This is a genomic window from Amycolatopsis taiwanensis DSM 45107, from assembly GCF_000519205.1.
GTDB classification, from domain to species: domain Bacteria; phylum Actinomycetota; class Actinomycetes; order Mycobacteriales; family Pseudonocardiaceae; genus Amycolatopsis_E; species Amycolatopsis_E taiwanensis.
The window spans coordinates 1-17,038 of sequence record NZ_JAFB01000041.1; the positions used below are offsets into that span (position 1 = coordinate 1).

21 protein-coding genes and 1 tRNA gene are annotated in these 17,038 nt (G+C 67.7%); 4 read left to right on the forward strand and 18 right to left on the reverse strand.

Annotated elements, in window-relative coordinates; genetic code table 11:
- Positions 1 to 100: 100 nt before the first annotated feature.
- On the reverse strand, positions 101 to 403 hold the full coding sequence (locus A3CU_RS55795) for a helix-turn-helix domain-containing protein (protein WP_425388284.1): 303 nt from the start codon (positions 401 to 403) through the stop codon (positions 101 to 103).
- A 123-nt stretch (positions 404 to 526) separates the two neighbouring features.
- Here A3CU_RS55795 and A3CU_RS0128620 point away from each other — a divergent pair, with 123 nt between their 5' ends.
- Complete coding sequence (locus tag A3CU_RS0128620; RefSeq protein WP_027945175.1) at positions 527 to 1,798, forward strand: HNH endonuclease signature motif containing protein; 1,272 nt, start codon at positions 527 to 529, stop codon at positions 1,796 to 1,798.
- A gap of 166 nt (positions 1,799 to 1,964) precedes the next feature.
- Positions 1,965 to 2,336 carry a hypothetical protein gene (locus tag A3CU_RS0128625; RefSeq protein WP_027945176.1) on the forward strand — a complete coding sequence of 124 codons (372 nt, stop codon included), beginning with the start codon at positions 1,965 to 1,967 and terminating at the stop codon, positions 2,334 to 2,336.
- 49 nt (positions 2,337 to 2,385) lie between these two features.
- On the opposite strand, the gene A3CU_RS0128630 is transcribed toward A3CU_RS0128625, so the two are convergent.
- The 11 genes from A3CU_RS0128630 to A3CU_RS0128680 form a co-directional block, all read right to left on the reverse strand.
- Entirely contained in the window at positions 2,386 to 3,153 is a 768-nt protein-coding gene (locus A3CU_RS0128630; protein ID WP_027945177.1) for an IclR family transcriptional regulator, read from the reverse strand.
- 156 nt (positions 3,154 to 3,309) lie between these two features.
- Positions 3,310 to 4,947, reverse strand: a complete 1,638-nt coding sequence (locus tag A3CU_RS0128635) for an ABC-F family ATP-binding cassette domain-containing protein (RefSeq protein ID WP_027945178.1) — start codon at positions 4,945 to 4,947, stop codon at positions 3,310 to 3,312.
- Between the two features lie 12 nt (positions 4,948 to 4,959).
- Positions 4,960 to 5,406, reverse strand: coding sequence for an SgcJ/EcaC family oxidoreductase (locus A3CU_RS0128640; protein WP_169739703.1), 447 nt, complete (start codon positions 5,404 to 5,406; stop codon positions 4,960 to 4,962).
- Positions 5,407 to 5,490: 84 nt separating this feature from the next.
- Complete coding sequence (locus tag A3CU_RS0128645) at positions 5,491 to 6,237, reverse strand: glycosyltransferase family protein (protein WP_027945180.1); 747 nt, start codon at positions 6,235 to 6,237, stop codon at positions 5,491 to 5,493.
- 60 nt (positions 6,238 to 6,297) lie between these two features.
- Positions 6,298 to 7,689 (reverse strand): DgaE family pyridoxal phosphate-dependent ammonia lyase, encoded by a 1,392-nt coding sequence (locus A3CU_RS47120; protein ID WP_063628906.1) that lies wholly within the window; start codon positions 7,687 to 7,689, stop codon positions 6,298 to 6,300.
- A gap of 21 nt (positions 7,690 to 7,710) precedes the next feature.
- Complete coding sequence (locus A3CU_RS0128655; protein WP_052372345.1) at positions 7,711 to 8,403, reverse strand: DUF4310 family protein; 693 nt, start codon at positions 8,401 to 8,403, stop codon at positions 7,711 to 7,713.
- 5 nt (positions 8,404 to 8,408) lie between these two features.
- A complete protein-coding gene (locus A3CU_RS0128660; RefSeq protein ID WP_027945182.1) occupies positions 8,409 to 9,197 on the reverse strand; it encodes a DUF4311 domain-containing protein in 789 nt (262 codons plus the stop codon).
- A gap of 31 nt (positions 9,198 to 9,228) precedes the next feature.
- Positions 9,229 to 9,564 (reverse strand): DUF4312 family protein, encoded by a 336-nt coding sequence (locus tag A3CU_RS53645; RefSeq protein ID WP_063628910.1) that lies wholly within the window; start codon positions 9,562 to 9,564, stop codon positions 9,229 to 9,231.
- Positions 9,565 to 9,830: 266 nt separating this feature from the next.
- Positions 9,831 to 10,202, reverse strand: coding sequence for an SFCGS family glycine-rich protein (locus A3CU_RS0128670; RefSeq protein ID WP_043842886.1), 372 nt, complete (start codon positions 10,200 to 10,202; stop codon positions 9,831 to 9,833).
- Between the two features lie 55 nt (positions 10,203 to 10,257).
- Positions 10,258 to 10,608, reverse strand: a complete 351-nt coding sequence (locus A3CU_RS0128675; protein ID WP_027945184.1) for a hypothetical protein — start codon at positions 10,606 to 10,608, stop codon at positions 10,258 to 10,260.
- Positions 10,592 to 11,752: an amidohydrolase/deacetylase family metallohydrolase gene (locus A3CU_RS0128680; RefSeq protein WP_043842888.1), complete on the reverse strand. Its 1,161-nt coding sequence runs from the start codon at positions 11,750 to 11,752 to the stop codon at positions 10,592 to 10,594. Before A3CU_RS0128680 ends, A3CU_RS0128675 begins: the two co-directional genes overlap by 17 nt.
- Positions 11,753 to 11,906: 154 nt before the next feature.
- On the opposite strand from A3CU_RS0128680, the gene A3CU_RS0128685 reads away from it, so the two are divergent.
- A complete protein-coding gene (locus tag A3CU_RS0128685) occupies positions 11,907 to 12,680 on the forward strand; it encodes an IclR family transcriptional regulator (RefSeq protein ID WP_027945186.1) in 774 nt (257 codons plus the stop codon).
- Positions 12,681 to 13,028: 348 nt separating this feature from the next.
- On the opposite strand, the gene A3CU_RS0128690 is transcribed toward A3CU_RS0128685, so the two are convergent.
- The 3 genes from A3CU_RS0128690 to A3CU_RS0128700 all read right to left on the reverse strand — a co-directional run bounded on the left by A3CU_RS0128690 (position 13,029) and on the right by A3CU_RS0128700 (position 14,419).
- Positions 13,029 to 13,379 (reverse strand): hypothetical protein, encoded by a 351-nt coding sequence (locus A3CU_RS0128690; protein ID WP_027945187.1) that lies wholly within the window; start codon positions 13,377 to 13,379, stop codon positions 13,029 to 13,031.
- A 230-nt stretch (positions 13,380 to 13,609) separates the two neighbouring features.
- Positions 13,610 to 13,819, reverse strand: coding sequence for a hypothetical protein (locus A3CU_RS0128695; RefSeq protein ID WP_156960601.1), 210 nt, complete (start codon positions 13,817 to 13,819; stop codon positions 13,610 to 13,612).
- A 12-nt stretch (positions 13,820 to 13,831) separates the two neighbouring features.
- Positions 13,832 to 14,419, reverse strand: coding sequence for a BRO family protein (locus A3CU_RS0128700; protein ID WP_027945189.1), 588 nt, complete (start codon positions 14,417 to 14,419; stop codon positions 13,832 to 13,834).
- A 532-nt stretch (positions 14,420 to 14,951) separates the two neighbouring features.
- Here A3CU_RS0128700 and A3CU_RS47130 point away from each other — a divergent pair.
- Positions 14,952 to 15,404, forward strand: coding sequence for a hypothetical protein (locus A3CU_RS47130; protein WP_043842892.1), 453 nt, complete (start codon positions 14,952 to 14,954; stop codon positions 15,402 to 15,404).
- Positions 15,405 to 15,709: 305 nt separating this feature from the next.
- Here the strand turns inward: A3CU_RS47130 and A3CU_RS0128710 are convergent.
- From A3CU_RS0128710 to A3CU_RS0128720, 3 genes are all read right to left on the reverse strand, one after another.
- Positions 15,710 to 15,781 (reverse strand) — tRNA-Val (locus A3CU_RS0128710).
- Between the two features lie 41 nt (positions 15,782 to 15,822).
- On the reverse strand, positions 15,823 to 16,287 hold the full coding sequence (locus A3CU_RS0128715) for a peroxiredoxin (protein ID WP_027945191.1): 465 nt from the start codon (positions 16,285 to 16,287) through the stop codon (positions 15,823 to 15,825).
- A 61-nt stretch (positions 16,288 to 16,348) separates the two neighbouring features.
- The gene (locus tag A3CU_RS0128720) at positions 16,349 to 16,777 is read right to left on the reverse strand and encodes a DUF3052 domain-containing protein (RefSeq protein ID WP_027945192.1); all 429 of its coding nucleotides are present in this window, start codon (positions 16,775 to 16,777) and stop codon (positions 16,349 to 16,351) included.
- Between the last annotated feature and the right edge of the window lie 261 nt (positions 16,778 to 17,038).

Sequence of the window (17,038 nt, forward strand, 5' to 3'; positions counted from 1 at the left end):
GACACGCCCGCCGAGTCCACCTCCGACTATCCCGACACGCACCCTGCAACACCCTGATCATCACCGCACACCAACGCCTCACCGCCCTGCCACAACTCGCCTAACCATCACCAACCCGCCCCGACAACCAGCAACACCACCCCGGCAGTGAACACCGGCGGCCACCCCACCGACAACGGGCACCACCAACCTGCCCCAAACCAAACAAACACCCCGAACAACAACCCCACGGACCACCCAGGACCAGCCGACCACCCCATGCAAGATCCGGGTTAATCTCCCGAGAAACCACCGAATGATCCCGACCGATCCACTCCCCAATCTCACGGGACGACATGCTCTTCTTAATCCCCAGCGCGATCATCTCACGCTCCATCTGCTGCAACGGACGACCACGCCCCACCAGCCAGCTCCTCTCACCACGGCCAAGATCATCATCTCAGGGTGGTGCACTGACCAGTTGAACCCGCCCAGATTCACCCAAACGAATATCGAACAAAAGTCTGAAAATGGATAGTATGGTGGCATGTCCGAGCAGACTCCCGCCTCGTGGTTGTGGCAGGTTCCCGATGGGGACCTGACCGCGCTGTTGGTGGCGTGTGAGGAAAAGCTGCGGACCGGCTACGCGGAGATGCTCGCGATCGTGGGCGAGAGCGAGCAGCGCGGACTGGGGAAGTCTCTGGGGTTCAAGGACACCTCCGCGTTCCTCACGGATGCGTTGCGGATTTCCGCGCGGGAAGCCAAACAACGCATCGAACACGCTGCGGCCACCATGCCCTCCTCATCCCTGACCGGCGTGCCGCAACCCCCACCACAGGCCGCCACCGGCAAAGCCCTCACCGCCGGGGACATCAACGCAGAACACGTCCACGCGATCACCACGACCATGCAGGCGTGCCCAGCGGAGATCCCCGTCGAGCAGCGCGAAGCAGACGAGCGCATCCTGGTGGAGCTGGCTCGACAGGCCGGACCGGAGGCGGTACGCAAAGCCGGCCGCAGACTGCGCGCGATCTGGGACCAGGACACCGCACCCCCCGAGGACAAGGAACGCGAGCAAGCCCACCCACTGCGCCGGCTGGACATCACGCGCCGCAAAGACGGCAGCATCCGCTTCACCGGTGAACTCGACGCCGAAACCGCCGAGGAACTCGACGGGCTACTCGGGCCACTGGCAAAACCACACAAGAACCCCGAGACCGGCGAACACGACACCCGCACCCCCGCCGAACGCGCCGGAGACGCGCTGGCCGAGATCATCGCCCTCGCCGCCCGCTGCGACGAACTCGGTACCCAGGGCGGTGAACGCGCCGTGATGATCGTGTCCATCACCCTCGCCGAACTCGAAAACCGCGCCCGGCACGCCTTCCTCGACATCCCCGGAATATCGAGCGTCGACGGGCTCCGCCGCCTGGCTTGCGAGTCCAAGGTGGTGCCCGCGATCTTCGGCAACAACGCCGCACCCCTGTATGTGGGCGANGCNTCCCGGTTCGCCACCCCCGCCCAACGCCGCTACCTCGCCGCACGAGACCGCGGATGCGCCTTTCCCGGCTGCACTCGCGGTCCTAAATGGACAACCCCGCATCACGTGGCGCCCTGGTCAACGGATAAACGCACCGACGCCGACAACCTCGTGCTCCTGTGCGGCCGGCATCACCGGGTGATCCACCACACGCAGTGGGAGGTAAGGATGAACGGGCATCTGCCCGAGTTCATCCCCCCACCTTGGATTGACAAACACCGAAGACCCATGCACAACCTCACACACACCACCCCACCCAGATACCAACAAGCCGCATAACCGCACGAAACCTCAAAACCCGGACAGACAACACCGTCGCCCGGGCGCTGACTCTGTCCTGCACCCAGCTCGGAATCTCGGGGAAACCGGCCCCGCGTCACTTGTGGTGTGTACTCCGATCTCCTTGCAGCGGGAGAAATTCTTGCGGCGCAGATACGGTGACGGCATGGAACATGAAGCGCGGCTCCGACATGCCTCGTCGTTTGGCGCAGCCGCGGTCGCCTACGCCGAGCACCGTCCGGACTACGCGCCGGCCGCGGTGCGCTGGAGCCCGCGCCCGGACCCGCGTGTGCTGGACCTCGGGGCTGGAACCGGCAAGCTCAGGCAGCGTCGCACCGCCGACTCCCTCGTCGCGACACTTGCGACGCGCGCAGGGGTACTGGTCATGTCAGAACAGGAACGAGAGGCCACGCTCGGCCGGATCCACGCTTTCCTCGCGAGCAGGCCGGAGACCGCCAGCGGCGAATTCGCGCTCCCGATGCTGACCGGCGTACTGCGCGTCCGGCAGCTGGGAAAGCCGTCGACGACCCAATCGTGAGGTCGCGAGCGACCTCGGCAATCTGCTGTTCGCGGCGTCCGCTAAAGGCTCATGAACCCTTGATGGCGCCCGGGGTTCCCTTGGCCGACGGAGCGCCCAGCGTCCGCGAGATCCCGCGGGCACAGGCCGTGATCACCGGTACGAGCGCGCGCGGCTCGCACTCGTCGACGTGCACCACGAGCCCGATCGCCGCCACCACCTCGTCGCCGCGCCCGCGGATCGGCGCGGCGATCGCGACCCCGTCCAGGGTGAGCTGCTCCTCGGCGACGGCGATCCCGGTCCGCCGCACCTCGGCGAGCGTGCGCCGCAGCACCCGTGGGTCCGTCACGGTCTTGGGAGTGAACCGCTTCAGCGGTGAGCTCAGCACCTTCTCCTGCAGGTCACGATCGGCGTGGGCGAGCAGCGCCAGCCCGGTCCCGGTGGCGTGCAGCGGCCACCGTTGCCCGAGGCGGCTCAACACCGACACCGCGCCGCGCGCCCGCAACGTCTCGACGTAGACCACCTCGTAGCCGTCGCGCACCGCGAGGTGGACGTGCGCGCGGGTGGAATGGAACAGGTCTTCCAGGAACGGCTGGGCCAGTTCGCGCAGCTCCAGCCCCCGGGGCGCGAGCGCGGCGAGTTCGAGCAGGTGCAGGCCGATCCGGTAGCGCCCGTCGGAGTCCCGCTCCAGCGCGCCCCAGGTGACCAGTTCGCCCGCCAGCCGGTGGGCGGTGGTCAGGGAAAGCCCGGCCTTCCGGCTGATCTCGCTGAGCGTGAGCACGCGTCGGCCGGGTGAGAACGCATCGAGAACCGCCAGCAGGCGTCCCGCCGCGGTCATGGGGCTCGCTGCGGCCGAAGTCGACAGGGCGCTGTCCATGACGGCTCCTCACGGGTCTGCGGTGACCGGGGTATCGGGTAGGTTACCTCGATTTCCCGCCAAATCGACCCGCCTACCAGGTACGGACTACCCGGAAGCACCGGTGGGAAAGCGCTTTCAGCGCTCGGTGACCTGCCCCTCGGCGACCTCGAATCGTCGCGTGGTGTGCACCGCCTCCAGCATCCGCCGGTCGTGGGTGACCAGCAGGAGCGTGCCCGGATAGCCGGCCAGTGCCGACTCCAGTTGCTCGATCGCGGGGAGGTCGAGGTGGTTCGTCGGCTCGTCGAGCACCAGCAGGTTGACCCCGCGCGCCTGCAGCAGCGCGAGCGCCGCCCGGGTCCGTTCCCCGGGCGAAAGCGTGGCGGCCGGCCGCAGGACGTGCGCGGCCCGGAGCCCGAACTTCGCCAGCAACGTCCGGACGTCGGCCGGAGGCAGGTCGCCAACCTCGGCGCCGAACGCGTCGACCAGCGATCGCTCGCCGTAGAACAGCCCGCGCGCCTGGTCGACCTCGCCGACCACGACCCCGGCGCCCAGCGTGGCGCTGCCCTCGTCCGGCGGAATCCGGCCGAGCAGCGCCGCCAGCAGCGTCGACTTGCCCGCACCGTTCGCGCCGGTGATCGCCACCCGGTCGGCCCAGTCGATCTGGAGGTCCACCGGGCCGAGGGTGAAATCGCCGCGGCGGAGCGTCGCGCCACGCAGCGTAGCGACCACGGCGCCCGCCCGGGGCGCCGCGGCGATCTCCATCCGCAGTTCCCACTCCTTGCGCGGCTCCTCGACGACCTCGAGCCGTTCGATCAGGCGATCGGTCTGCCGTGCCTTGGCGGCCTGCTTCTCGGTGCTCTCGGCGCGGAACTTGCGGCCGGTCTTGTCGTTGTCGGGTGCCTTGCGCCGGGCGTTCTTGACGCCCTTCTCCATCCACGCGCGCTGTGTGCGGGCCCGTTCCTCGAGCGCCGAACGGGTTTCGGCGTACTCCTCGTACCGTTCCCGTGCGTGCCGCCGCGCCACTTCACGCTCTTCCAGGTACGCCGCGTATCCACCGCCGTAGGCGCGCACCTGCTGCTGAGCCAGATCGAGCTCGACAACCCGGTTCACCGTCCGCGCCAAGAACTCGCGGTCGTGACTGACCACCACCGCGCCCGCCCGCAGCCCGCCGACGAAGTTCTCCAGCCGCTCCAGGCCGTCCAGGTCCAGGTCGTTCGTCGGCTCGTCGAGCAGGAACACGTCGTAGCGGCTCAGCAACAACGACGCCATTCCCGCCCGTGCCGCCTGCCCGCCGGACAGCGCGGTCATCGGCTCGTCGAGGCCGACCTTGAGCCCGAGCTCGGCGACCACCGCATCGGACCGCTCGTCCAGGTCGGCGCCGCCGAGCGCGAGCCAGCGATCCAGCGCCTCGGCGTAGGCGTCGTCCGCCCCGTTCTCCCCTGCGCTCAGGGCCGCCGTCGCCGCGTCGAGAGCGGCCTGCGCGTCGGCGACCCCGGTACGGCGGGCCAGGAAGGCGCGCACCGTCTCGCCGGGCCGGCGGTCCGGCTCCTGCGGCAGGTGCCCGATCGTCGCGGTCGGCGGCGTGGTCCGCACCGTGCCCCGCTCGGCGGGGATCAGACCGGCCAGGGTCCGCAACAGGGTGGACTTGCCGGCGCCGTTCGCGCCGACGAGACCGATCACATCACCGGGCGCGACGACGAGGTCGAGGCCGCTGAACAGCACGCGATCCCCGTGTCCGGCGGCGAGATCCTTGGCAACGAGTGTGGCGCTCACACTCGAATGCTGTCATCTGCCGGGCTTCGCCATCAGCGGGGCCACCCGGTTGGTGAGAAACGCGGTCAACGGCTGATACTTGGTGTTCTGGAAGGCCCGGATCCGCCAGCGTTCGCCGTCCTTGACCGCGACCATGGTCTGCACCGATCCCGCGCGATGCGACGGCCGCTCTCCCTTGCCCTTCCGCAATCCCCCAGCGGTGTGCACCAGCGCCACGTCCGGGCTCAGCACGGCGAAGCTGTCGATCCTCCCTTCGAGCCGTGAGTTCCGCATGGCCCCTTCGAACAGCGGACGGTGCGAGTCGATGATCTCCTGCCGGCCCCGGGCACGGCCGCCGAAGAAGGTCACGTAGTCGGCGTCCTCGGTGAACACCGCGCCATACGCGTCCGCGTCACCCCAGGCCGCGTTCATCTCGTCGATCAGCGCGTGTAACTCGGTTTCGACAGTGCTGGTCCCCATGGTCATCCCCGCCCTGGAATATCTCGACAACTAAGAATCTTTTTAGCACGGAAAAGTGGTGCGGTCGAGCGGCGAGGTGCCGGCTCAGCCGGTCACGGGAGGCCACTTCCAGTTGAGGCGCCGGAGGACGCTGGCGCGATCCAGCGCGACCCTCAGCCGTGCCTGGCTCTCCTCGGCCTTCCAATAGCGCGCGGACCTGGTGGTCTGGTTGTCGTGCTGGCGGTAGAGCGTGCTCGGTTCGGCGATGAACTCCCCCGGAGTGACCGCCTCCAGCGCCAGCAGCAACCCGACCGTCTCGGCTCCGGTGAGCGCGGGCCAGCCGCCGAGCGCGCGGACGAGATCGGTGTGCGCTGCGAGGTTCGCGGCCAGCACCGAAAGCCGGTTCTCCTGCTGCTCGGTGAAGAACAGGTCCTCGGGCAGCGGCCCGCCCGGCGGGTCGTAGGGGCCCGGCGTCGTCGTGCCGTCAGGGTGCAGATCCAGACCGGCCGACGTGCACCAGGCCACGCCGCGCAACGCCCTGATGTCTCGAAAAAGAGCCCCCGGCAGCAGGAGGTCATCGGCGTCGAGCGTGCGAACCAGTTCCCCGCTCGCCCGTGCCAGCGCCATGGTCCGGGCCACCCCGGCGCGCCCCGGGAGCGAGGAGTCGCAGGAGATGCGCTGGTCGTCCGGCAGCACGGAAAGCGGGATTCCGGTCGTACCGTCCTCCTGAACGCACCACTGCCAGTCCCAGCCGGGTGGCATTTCCTGCTGCCGCAAGGATTCGTAGGCGTCGAGAAGATGGTGGTGACCGCCGGAGAAGACCGGGGTCACCACCGTGATCACACGACGCACCAAGCCAGGTTAGCCTCCACCACGCTCAACGGGACAACCCGCGCCGGAATCCCGATCCAGTCACCCGCCACCACCGTCAGTGGGGCGGACGATCGCGATCAGCTCGCCGATCACCGCCCTTCCCCGCTCGGTGTCGTTGGTACGCAAGACGATCCGGTCGCCCGTGGCCACGTTCAGCCCCATCACCGACAGCACGCTCTTCGCGTCCACTGGCTCGCCGTCGCCCTTCGCCACGGTGATCGGCACGCCGGAGCGCGCCGCCGCCTGCGCGAAAGCCGCGGCCGGGCGCGCGTGGAGCCCGGCCGGCTCGGTGACGACGACCGTTCGCTCGATCACCCCGGCGCTGCCCGGCCCCGCCGCCAGCACTTCGCCGATCCGGCGGAGCACGATCTCGTCCTCGTCGGGCGCGAGCGGGCGCGGGTCGATCGCGAGTTGCCCGAGGTTCGCGTTGTGCTCGCGCAGGTAGACCGGCGGCGTCCCGGCGGCCAGTTCACGCGCAAGGTCACCAGCGCTCAGCCCGGCCTCCGGTAGCACGGTGAGCCGGGCCCGGTGGATATCGCGGCCCGCCTCGTCGGTGATGACCTTCGCGTCCAGGCCCGGCAGTTCCGCCAGCTGAGCCGCCATCGACCGGATCCGGTCCTCCTGCCGCCGTGGCGCTTCCGGATCGGTGGAGGCGTACGCGTGCACCGCGCTCACCAGGCCGACGACCACCTCCTTGCCGATCTTCATCGCCCGCCCGATGCCCGTTCGCTGTGCGTGCACCGCCTCGACGAGATCGGCCCGGCCACACACGATGCCCGACGCCGGCCCGCCGATCGCCTTGCCACCGCTGTACACCACGAGGTCGGCGCCGGTCGCCGGCCACCGCCGCAGGTCCTCCTCGGCGGCCGCGTCGAGGATCACCGGCACGCCCCGCGCGTGTGCCAGTTCGATGACCTCCGCGAGCGACAGCATGCCCTTGTGCACCGTGTGATGGGACTGCACGTACAGCACCGCGGCGGTCTGGTCGCCGATCGCGGCGGTCAGGTGCGCCGGCGACACCGAATTGACGCTGCCTACCTCGACCGGAACGCCGCCGCCGAGCCGGATCATCTGGGTGACCGGTGCTCCGAAGTCGACACAATGTCCCTTCTGCAGCACGATCTCGGCCGGCCGCCCGCCGGCGTCGGGTAGCCGCTGGACGGCGTCGAGGTCGGTTCCGGCGATCACGGCGGCGACGCTGGTCGCGACGCCGGCCGCCGCACCCGCTACCGGGCAGGCGTCTTCGGTCCCGGTGCTCTCGGCGAGCGCCTTTCCCGCCGCCCGGAACAACTCTTCGATCGGCACGTGCCGGGCTCCCGCGTCGGCCATGGCCTCGGCGACCTCGGGGGCCAGCGTGCTGCCCCCGAGCGCGGTCATCCGGCCGCTCGCGTTCACCGCGGTACGAACACCGAGTTTCTGGTAGACATTCATTTCGGCGCGAGCAACCCTTTCTTACTTGGCGGCGATCGGGAAGAAGAAACCCATGACCATCGCGCCGAGAATGGCACCGCCGGTGATCGGCTTCTTCCACCAGTAGAACAATCCGGCGCCGAGGACCGACCCGAGGCCGACCGGGATGGACGCGGTCGCCGCGGCGACCAGCACCAGCGGGCCGAGATAGCGCCCGGAGGCGTTGCCCGCGCCCATCATCACGTCGGCACCGAACGTCGAACGCACTCGATCGCTGTTGACGGTGACCTTCCGGACGGCCAGGATCAGCGAGCCGATCACCAGCCCGCACAACGCACCGACCGGCAGCGCCAGCCAGAAATGCTCCAGCGGTGCGGTTATCCCGGCCGAAAGCAGCAGCGCGGGGATCCCGATGCCGACCCCGGTCTGCAGGGAGCCGCCGATGTCCAGGATGCCGACCATCGGCCCTTCGATCACCCTGGCGAAGAGGAACCCCGCACCGAACGCGGCCGCCGCGCTGTAGCTGCCGGTGGTCATTCCCTGGCTCAGCAAGGAAACGACGGCGACGTCGTTGAACGCACCGGTGTGATAGAGGTAGAACAGGTGCGTCCCGGCGAAGACGCTGGATGCGAGACAGGCGACGAAAATGGGGAACGCCCATTCGGACAGCCAGAATCCGCCCGTGTGCGGCGCCGGTTCGCCGGCCCCTTCCGTGGCATCGACCTCGGTGGACATCAGGCTCAGCTCCCGGTGGTCTTGGTGGACTGATGGAATTCCTGCAGCCAGCCGGGCACGGGGATGTGCATGCTCTTCAGGGCCTGCAGGTCGACACCGCGCAGGATCGCGCTGCACACGAACAGCAGGATCACCGCGGTCGCGATCGTCCTGGTGATCTTGTTCCAGCCGCTGTCGTCGACCCCCTTGCCGACGACGATGCCGAGCACGATGCCCGGAACGGCGTTACCCATCACGATGTGCGCGAGCCCGCCGAGCACGGTGCCCCACATGCCGCTGCGGCGGCCGGCATCGACCGCCGCCATCCAGAACACGATGGGCATCACCGGGTTGAGCAGCCACCCCGCCGCCGGCCCGAGCACCTTGCCGGCGACGTCCTGCAGTGAGTGTGGAATGGCGGCCGCGCTCGAATTCAGCAGGGTCACCAAAAGCATGCCGACGATCGCACCGGCGATCGCCATGCGTTTGGGATTGTGCAACGTCTTGGCGAGGTCGCGCTCGCGGACCATGTTCGCGGCGGCCGCCCAGTGCGTGATGATCCGGTGGTCGACGTCGGCGGTGAGGGCACCAGTGCCCACAGTGGACGCCCAAGCGTTGAAGAAGAAGCCGAAGCCGAACGAAAAGTGCGCGATGGGGTCGTTCTGGCAGGCGTTGAGTTCACCGAGTGAGCGGAACGCGCCCATGCCCTGAACCGCGGGGGCGTGGAACATACGCGCGACGCCGGCGCCGGCACCGAACCCGGCGAGTGCGCCGATCACCAACGACTCGAACAGGATGACGAGATGCGAATTCACGGCAGTCGTCCAATCGGCTGATCAGCGCATCTCAGCGCAGCTGTAACAAATGTTGTCCCCGCCCGAGCTTTTCGGTGCGGACTCCGAACTTCACGGCGCCGAGGTCGACGGAGGCCACCCGGACCTCGACGTCGATGGTCAGCACGAATTTCGACCGCTTGCGGGGAAACAACAGTCCGAGGAAACGCTCGGTGCGCTGATGCTCGACCGCGGACACGATGCGCAAGGCGGTCGGCTCGATCCGGAAGCTCGTGCCACGCACCTTCCGCCCGACCTCCCGTTGCACCTGGCGAAGCGCATCGCCGAAGCAGCGCTCCTTCGTCGTCCCGGTGCCGGTGAGCCGCACGGTCATCACCTGCTCGTGCATGGCGTCAGCGACTTTCGCGGGCGCCGCCTTCTCAGTGCTTGTTCGTGAACCCGCCCGCCCGTCGCCCACCGCCACCCTCAACGGAAGCGCTTCGCGCTGCGGTTGTTCGTTGATCTCGTGGCCAGGGCTCTCCTGAGTGCCTTGCTCGCGTTCTTCCTGAGCGGAGCCCTGCCCCCAAGATCGGGTACCTCCGGACGGCGGGTTCGAAAGCTCACCTCGACCGGCGATCCGACGGTTCCCGAATAGGTTCTCGGCCGGTGCACTCATCACGCCTCCTTTTCCAGCAGCTGCAGGTACTCCGTCGTGATTCGATAGCCGAGGTCCTCGACGTCCATGAACCCGAATCCGAGCACGCGCTTGCCCGCACGCAGCGCGGTGATCCCCGCCTCGATCGAGCGCATCCCGAACTCGACGTCGTGTCCGTACTTGGCTTTCGCCGTGACCGCGCCGGCGCCGCCGCTGCCGCAGAAACAGATGCCCAGCGTCGCCTTCTCGGCGTTCATGACGTCCCCGACCTTCATGTCGGCGCCGGGGCCGGGAATCAGCACCGGCACCCCGCCCGCCTTTTCGACTCCGGCGGCGACCGCCTGTCCCTTCCCCAGACGATCGCCGATGACCACCTTGACCTTGTCCGCCATCTCCAACTGAACCTTCCGTCGCCGTAACGTTCCTTTTCCGAAGTGATCTGGCGCGTCATGGCGACCGTGCCAACGCGTAGTGCAGCGCGAGCAAGACCGCTTCCGGCTCATCCGCCGCGGCGTCTTCACCCGCGTACTCGCGCAGCGTCGCCCTGGCGCGTGCGAGGCTGTCGGCATCAAGCTGGTTGGTAACACTGGGATCCAGCGCCGCCAGCCGTTCGCCACTACGCACTCGGCGCACCACGGTGAGGCAGTGCGCCGCCACGGCCAGCTCCCGCTCGGGTGGCACTTGAGCGGGCCAGCGCCGGAGCACCGAGTTCATCAGCTTGTCCAACTCGGCACGTTCCTCGTCGCTCACCGCGGTGGCTCGAGCAAGTTCGTCGAGGATGTCAGTGACCGCGCGCATCGATCACCTGCCCGTCCCGCACGGCAGCGACCGGTTTCAGCACGCGGCCGGATTTCCGTTGGCAGCCATCGGAATCGGTCAGCACGACGTCGAAGTCCACCAGTCGCAGCACGCTGAGGTCCGCGTGTGCGCCGGGCGCCACCGTTCCGAGGCGCCCGGCCTCCCCCACGACCGTCGCGGGCCTGGTCGACGCGGCCGCCACGATGTCGTCGAGGCTGAATCCGAAGGCAAGCAGTTTGGTCATGGTGGGCACGAGACCGTGCACGGGACCGTCGACGTTGCTGCGGTGCAGGTCGGTGCTCACGGTGTGCGGTACCAGGCCGGCATCGAGAGCCCGCTCGAACGTGTCGAAGTTGAAACTGGCGCTGCCGTGCCCGACATCGAGCAGCACACCGCGGCCGACGGCCGCGATCGCCTCCGGGATCGGGCGTCCGGCGTCGTCGAGAATTCCCGCGCCGTCGCCGTTCCGCTTGCCGTGAAAGGAATGCGTCACGATGTCCCCGGCGCTGAGCAGGTCGAGGATCTCCCCGAGCGCGGGCGGCGCGCTGCCGACGTGGACCATTACCGGCACCCCGGCCTCGCCCGCCGCGCGTTTCGCAGCACGCAGCGGAGCCAGCCCATTGGTATCGAGCACCGACGCGCTCATCCGTACCTTGATGCCGCGGATCGCGGAATTCTCCGCGATGACGCGCACCGTGTCGTCGATCCGGATGCGCGCGGGATCGGCCAGTTCGTGCGGGCCCTCGCTCAGGCCGGCCGACGAGATGTTCAGCCAGCTCAGCACCCGCGTCCGGGCGGGGGCCACGACCTGCTCGGCGAAACGGCGATACGTATCGCAGCCGGTGCTGCCGGCGTCGACCACGGTGGTCACGGCCTGGTCGACACCGGCGGTGTCGGGCGGCAGGCCGAGGTAGGTCTGGACGAAGTCGACGTGCGTGTGGAGATCGATCAGGCCAGGCAGGACAAGGCATCCACTCGCATCGAAGACATGCACGCCGGTCAGGTCGGCATCGCCGGGCTCCGTGACCGCGACGATGGAGCCGTCACGCACCAGCACGTCGCGCCGGGCGTGCAGTCCGCGCCCGGGATCGACGACCGTGCCGGCGCGCACCAGTACCGCTCCCGGCGTATCGGATTCGGCCACCAGATCCTCCTTGATCAGGCTGGATGCGCTCGCCCGATCACCGAGGTGATGGCCAACGCGCCGTCCGTTGAGCGGTACACTGTTCCGTAATACGGACCAGCATTCCGTTGTACGAACTGTTCAGGGACGCTAATCCCGGAAAGCGCGAAGGTCAATGGTTGATCGACAGCAAGGTCCCGCCGCCTCCTCCGACGACCGCGCCAACAACTCGGTCGCCAAGGCGCTGCGTGTGCTCGAAGCGCTCGCCGACGCCTCGCCGTCTCTCCGGCTCGGCGAGATCGCAGGGCAGGCTGACGTCTCGAAGACAACCGCGCACCGCATCCTCGCCACCCTCGTCACCGAGGGCTACGCCGACGCGAGCGAAGGCAGATACACGATCGGCAACCGGCTACGCGCCCTCGCCGCGCGAGCGCAGGCGAACGAGGCGAGCGGCATCGAGGCGATTCTGCGCACCTTGCAGCAGGACACCGGGCTGACCGTGCACCTGGCGGTGCTCAGCGGCGAACACGCGACCTACACGCACACGGTGGACCCGCCCGCGGCATGGCGGATCGCGACGTTCACCGGGATGCAGGTCCCGCTGCATTGCACGGCCGCCGGCAAGGTCATGCTCGCGGCGCTGGGAAGCGGCGAACGCTCGACGTTGTTACGCAAGACCGGGCTCGCCGCACGGACACCCAACACGATCACCGACCACAAGGCGCTGGAAGAGCAACTCGAAGCGGTGCGAAACCGTGGCTGGGCAACGGATTACGAGGAACGGGAATTAGCCCTGTGTTCCCTCGCCGCCCCCGTCCTCGACTCCTCGGGTTATCCGCTCGCCGCCGTAGAGGTGTGCGCACTGACGGCCCTGACGGACCGAACCGCACTGGAAGCCCTGGCCGGTACCGTGCGACTGGCCGCACTGCAGGTTTCACGCCGGATCTGACGGCTTCTGGTGTGCCCGTACTGCCGACCTCGCGCCGAGCAGACGGGTTCTGCGTTTCGCGGCTTCTTGACCCAATCTCGAGCGGGCCGGACGATGACCGAGTGACGGTCGCGGAGAGTCACCGACAGCGCGGTGGTCTGCTCCGTGACCACGACTTCCGGCACCTGTGGGCCGCCGACGCGATCAGCCAGGTCGGCACTCGGGTCAGCGCATTGGCCGTACCACTGCTCGCTCTGCTGACCTTGGCGGCGTCGGACTTCGAGGTGGCAGCGCTGCGGACCGGGCACAGCAGGGTTCGAACCTGCGCCCTCCTCATCACCGGCGGATTCCAGCGGTCGTCGCAACACGTCACTTCGGTGGCAGATGGGCTTCCTGACCCTGCGGGTCCCAGATGACCAGGTGGTACTCGGCCGCAAGCTCCGTGATCATCTTGAGCGCCGCATCGCTTCGGGACGAGAAGCTCAGATTCATGATCACGTGATCGATGCCTACGTCCAGCGGCGTCGACATCCACGGGTGATCCTGGGGATAGGGCGGGCGATCGGGAAACCGCGAACGCAGCCGCTCATAGAACTTGACCACCCGCTCATCCAGCTCACCCTCGATGTGACTGCCGGACAAGCACCGCTCGAACATCGCACGTGCCGCCGCAGGGTCAGCGGACTCACCCATCGCAAGAACCGCAATATCAAAGCTCACGGGTTCATCTTCCGATGACGCTTCGCAGACGTCTCACAGGGCGAAGTTGCGTTGGCGGTTTCGACGAGGGTAGCGAGACGCTCGGCGGGGGTGTCCCAGCCGAGCGTCTCGCGTGCCGATAGCGTTTGCTGGTGCGGTAGTCGAAGCCGACGATCCGGTCAGCTTCCCGGTGGCTCACGCTTGGATCCGTTGCGACGATCGCTGGAATCCAAGCGCCGTGTGCTGTGTGGCTATGCGGCGCCGAGCTGGTTTCGGTTGAGGAGGCGCTCGATCCGCGCGGCGCCCTGCCCCGAAATCAGCGTGGTGGTTTCCTCTTCGCCACGCTGGTTGACGTGCCCGTTCAGGCGCACGCACGCCCAGCCATTCCTGACCCACTCCGCGCACGGAGCGTTCTTCGGGTGCGTCAGCAGCACGCCTTCGTTGCGCAGACGGGCGAACAACGTGTTGCGGCCTTAGCCCAGCGCGCGAGCGATGACACCGACCTGGAGCCACCCGTCCCGGTCGAGGAATGCCTCCCACGCCGCCACCTTGGGCGCGTCCTCGGCAACCTTGGCCTCCAACGACTTGCGGGCACGGACCTGGCCCAGCAGGTGCACGAGCGCGGTCTCGTAGTCCAGCGGAAGCACGGGCCCGCGCGGGCGCACCTCCGCTGTCCCGGTTTCGCGGAGCTGGCGCAGGATCTCCTTCACCCTGGACTTGACCGTCTTCGCCGAGGGCAGGGTGGAGCGGAAGATCAGCTCCCACATCCCGTCCTCGTAGAGCACCTTCATGCGGCGGATCTGCTTGCCCCCAGCGGTTGACCAGGTCTCCCGGTCGGCCTCACCCTGCTCGTCGGCGTCCACGACCTGAAGTGCCTGCTGGGTCGAACTGTAGTTCAGGGCACGAGCGAACGCCGGCGCCTCGACGAAGGCGCGGCCGTCCTCGGCGATGCCGAAATGCTCGCTGGTGAGTCCGTCTCCCGCTGCGGTGAAGAGGTCAAGCTCACCGTTGTGGGTGGCGGTCTCTGCCGGATCAGCGGTGTGCTTGGTAAGGTCGCGCACGACGATACCTCCATGTCAGGTGTAGTCCACGGTTCCGGCAGTGGGTGAACTGCGCGGAACCCCGAGAGAGGCCCGGGCTGGTGCTAGCAGTCCGGGCCTTCTCATTGGTTTAGATAATACCGCACAGGTGTGACATGTCCAACCACCAACCGGACCTGACGTTCGAATGCTTCGAGCGATCATTGAAAGAAGCCCGGAGTCTTGCTTTTGATGCCATCTCGGGCACCCCCGTAGAGGGTTGGCACGCAACAACGTTGCAGGTCAACTACAGCACACCGCACCCAGGAGAGGGGCGAACAGTCTTCGAATGTTCACGGTCATTGACATTTTCACTCCCCGAAGAGCCGGGCCGTCTTCGAATGTTCACGACCATCGACTTTTTACGTTCTGGAACCTTGGGCAGCCTTCGAGGTTCACGATAATTGACGGAGCGAGGTTAGCGGGGCGCGACCGTTACAGTGATTGCGTCGTCGGTCCAGTGGACGAGGTGGGCCTTCCCCGTGCCCCTTGGGCACGATGAACAGACCACGCTGTGGACGGCACGAGGAACGCGAACTGTCCCTGTGTTCACTCCGCCGCCCCTGCCCTCGACTCCTCGGGTTATCCGCTCGCCGCCGTAGAGGTGTGCGCACTGACGGCCTACGTGTGCGAATACCGCAACGCGGCAACCAACTCGTCGCTCGGTGTCCTGACGATCACTCCCACCGACCCTTCCGTGGCCCCGGCGCAGGTCGCCGCCGCGTGGCAGAAACTGCCCGACGCCAAGCCGGTCAGCGGTGTCGGAGACGCCGCGGTATACGCCAGCGTCAGCGCGGGACAGAAAAGCTCCGTGCTCGGCGCCGCCAAGCGCACCAGCGAAGCCACCATCGCCGTGATGTACACCGGTCCCGCGACGACCCGGGACAAACTTGCCCCCTGGTCCGCGCCGCCGTCGACGCCCTCTGATCCCGTCGATCGCCGCGCGCCGACAACGCCTGCGCAATGACTCAGGCGATCCGAACGCGGTCATCACCGACCGGCCTACCACGCAACGCCGAGCCAGCGTCACCGCCCAAACCGGATGGTTTTCCGCGCTGAGCGGCAATCGCACGTGCACGCTGGGTAGGTGGGCACCGTGTAAACGCAAAAAGGCCTGGCAGACGGCGAACCGAACACTGTTGGCGAATTCGCCTCGTCGCTCTCTGTGCGGCGGGGCGGGATGCCGGCAAGGCGGGCCCATGCCCGCCGGATGTGGGGGAAAATCACCGACCTGGACCGTCGACTGCGGGTCAATCCGGTAAATGCCCGGTGTGGGCGCAGCAGGGTTCGAACCTGCGACCCCCTCCTTGTAAGGGAGGTGCTCTTCCGCTGAGCTATGCGCCCTGAGGTGGCACCCGACGCGGAATGCCACCGGTGGGAGAAACTCAGGCTGCCAGCTTGGCCACGGCCTTCTTCCACGCCTCCTGGTCACGCGCCTGGCCCGGCTGGTTGACCTCGGCGAAGCGGACCACGCCGTCCTTGTCGATCAGGAACGTGCCCCGCACCGCCAGGCCGGCGTCGGCGTTGAACACACCGTAGAGCTTGGCCACCTCGCCGTGCGGCCAGAAGTCGGACAGCAGCGGGAACTGGTAGTTCTGCTGTTCGGCCCACGCCTTGAGGGAGAACGGCGTGTCCACCGACACACCGAGTACCTGCACACCCTGGCTTTCGTATTCGCCGAACTCGTCGCGGACCTGGCACAGCTCACCCGTGCAGATACCGCTGAACGCGAACGGGTAGAAAACCAGCAGGACTGCCTGCTCACCCTGGAACGATGACAGGGTGACCGGCTGCCTGTTGTAGTCGTTGAGCGTGAAGTCCGGTGCCTTCGAACCGACCTCGACGGCCATAACTGGTACCTCTCCCGGGATGGCTGGGGCTGTCTGCCTCACTACCTTAGCGTGCCGGTGGTCAGCGCTTGGTCTTCGACTTCGGGGAAACCAACTTCGTGCCGGCCCAGTTCGGGCCGACGCTGATGTTGGAGGTCTGGGCCAGCCCGACGGTCGGCACCGCCTCGGCGATCTCGCTCGGTTCGACGTGGCCGGGCTGCCCCGTCTTGGGGGTGAGGACCCAGATCACCCCGTTCTCGTCCAGCGGAGCCCGCGCGTCCATGATCGCGTCGACCAGGTCACCGTCGTCCTCCCGCCACCACAGCAGTACGACATCGACGACCTCGTCGGCTTCCTCGTCGAGGAGGTCGCCACCGATATGTCCCTCGATCGCGGCGCGCAGGTCGTCATCGACGTCGGAGTCCCAACCGATCTCCTGAACCACCATGTCCGGCTTGATCCCAAGCCTCTCGGCGACGCTGCGGTACTCAGCGTCTCCAGCGGCGACCACTGCTTTCACTCCTCCAACTACTGTCGGTGGGATGGGGTGCCCCATCACCCTTCATACACGGATGGGGCTAGCGAACACGGCCGGAGCCCAGGACGCAACCGTCCACACCGGATCTGGTGCCAACTCGTATCGCAGGGTACGGGCACACCGACACCCTCCGGGACTGGATTCACACGGCCAATCAGCACCACGCCCACCACCCTGGCCTAGGGTGGATGTTGTTCCACGCGCGTGCGCGCGCGTGAATCGCGACAAAGCGGG

What these genes read in the sequence shown, in the direction of transcription:
- A3CU_RS0128625 (WP_027945176.1), top strand. Translation starts at nt 1,965, where the DNA reads ATGGAACATGAAGCGCGGCTCCGACATGCCTCGTCGTTTGGCGCAGCC.
- A3CU_RS0128630 (WP_027945177.1), bottom strand. Translation starts at nt 3,153, where the DNA reads ATGACCGCGGCGGGACGCCTGCTGGCGGTTCTCGATGCGTTCTCACCC.
- A3CU_RS0128640 (WP_169739703.1), bottom strand. Translation starts at nt 5,406, where the DNA reads ATGGGGACCAGCACTGTCGAAACCGAGTTACACGCGCTGATCGACGAG.
- A3CU_RS47120 (WP_063628906.1), bottom strand. Translation starts at nt 7,689, where the DNA reads ATGAATGTCTACCAGAAACTCGGTGTTCGTACCGCGGTGAACGCGAGC.
- A3CU_RS0128655 (WP_052372345.1), bottom strand. Translation starts at nt 8,403, where the DNA reads ATGTCCACCGAGGTCGATGCCACGGAAGGGGCCGGCGAACCGGCGCCG.
- A3CU_RS53645 (WP_063628910.1), bottom strand. Translation starts at nt 9,564, where the DNA reads ATGCACGAGCAGGTGATGACCGTGCGGCTCACCGGCACCGGGACGACG.
- A3CU_RS0128670 (WP_043842886.1), bottom strand. Translation starts at nt 10,202, where the DNA reads ATGGCGGACAAGGTCAAGGTGGTCATCGGCGATCGTCTGGGGAAGGGA.
- A3CU_RS0128675 (WP_027945184.1), bottom strand. Translation starts at nt 10,608, where the DNA reads ATGCGCGCGGTCACTGACATCCTCGACGAACTTGCTCGAGCCACCGCG.
- A3CU_RS0128685 (WP_027945186.1), top strand. Translation starts at nt 11,907, where the DNA reads ATGGTTGATCGACAGCAAGGTCCCGCCGCCTCCTCCGACGACCGCGCC.
- A3CU_RS0128715 (WP_027945191.1), bottom strand. Translation starts at nt 16,287, where the DNA reads ATGGCCGTCGAGGTCGGTTCGAAGGCACCGGACTTCACGCTCAACGAC.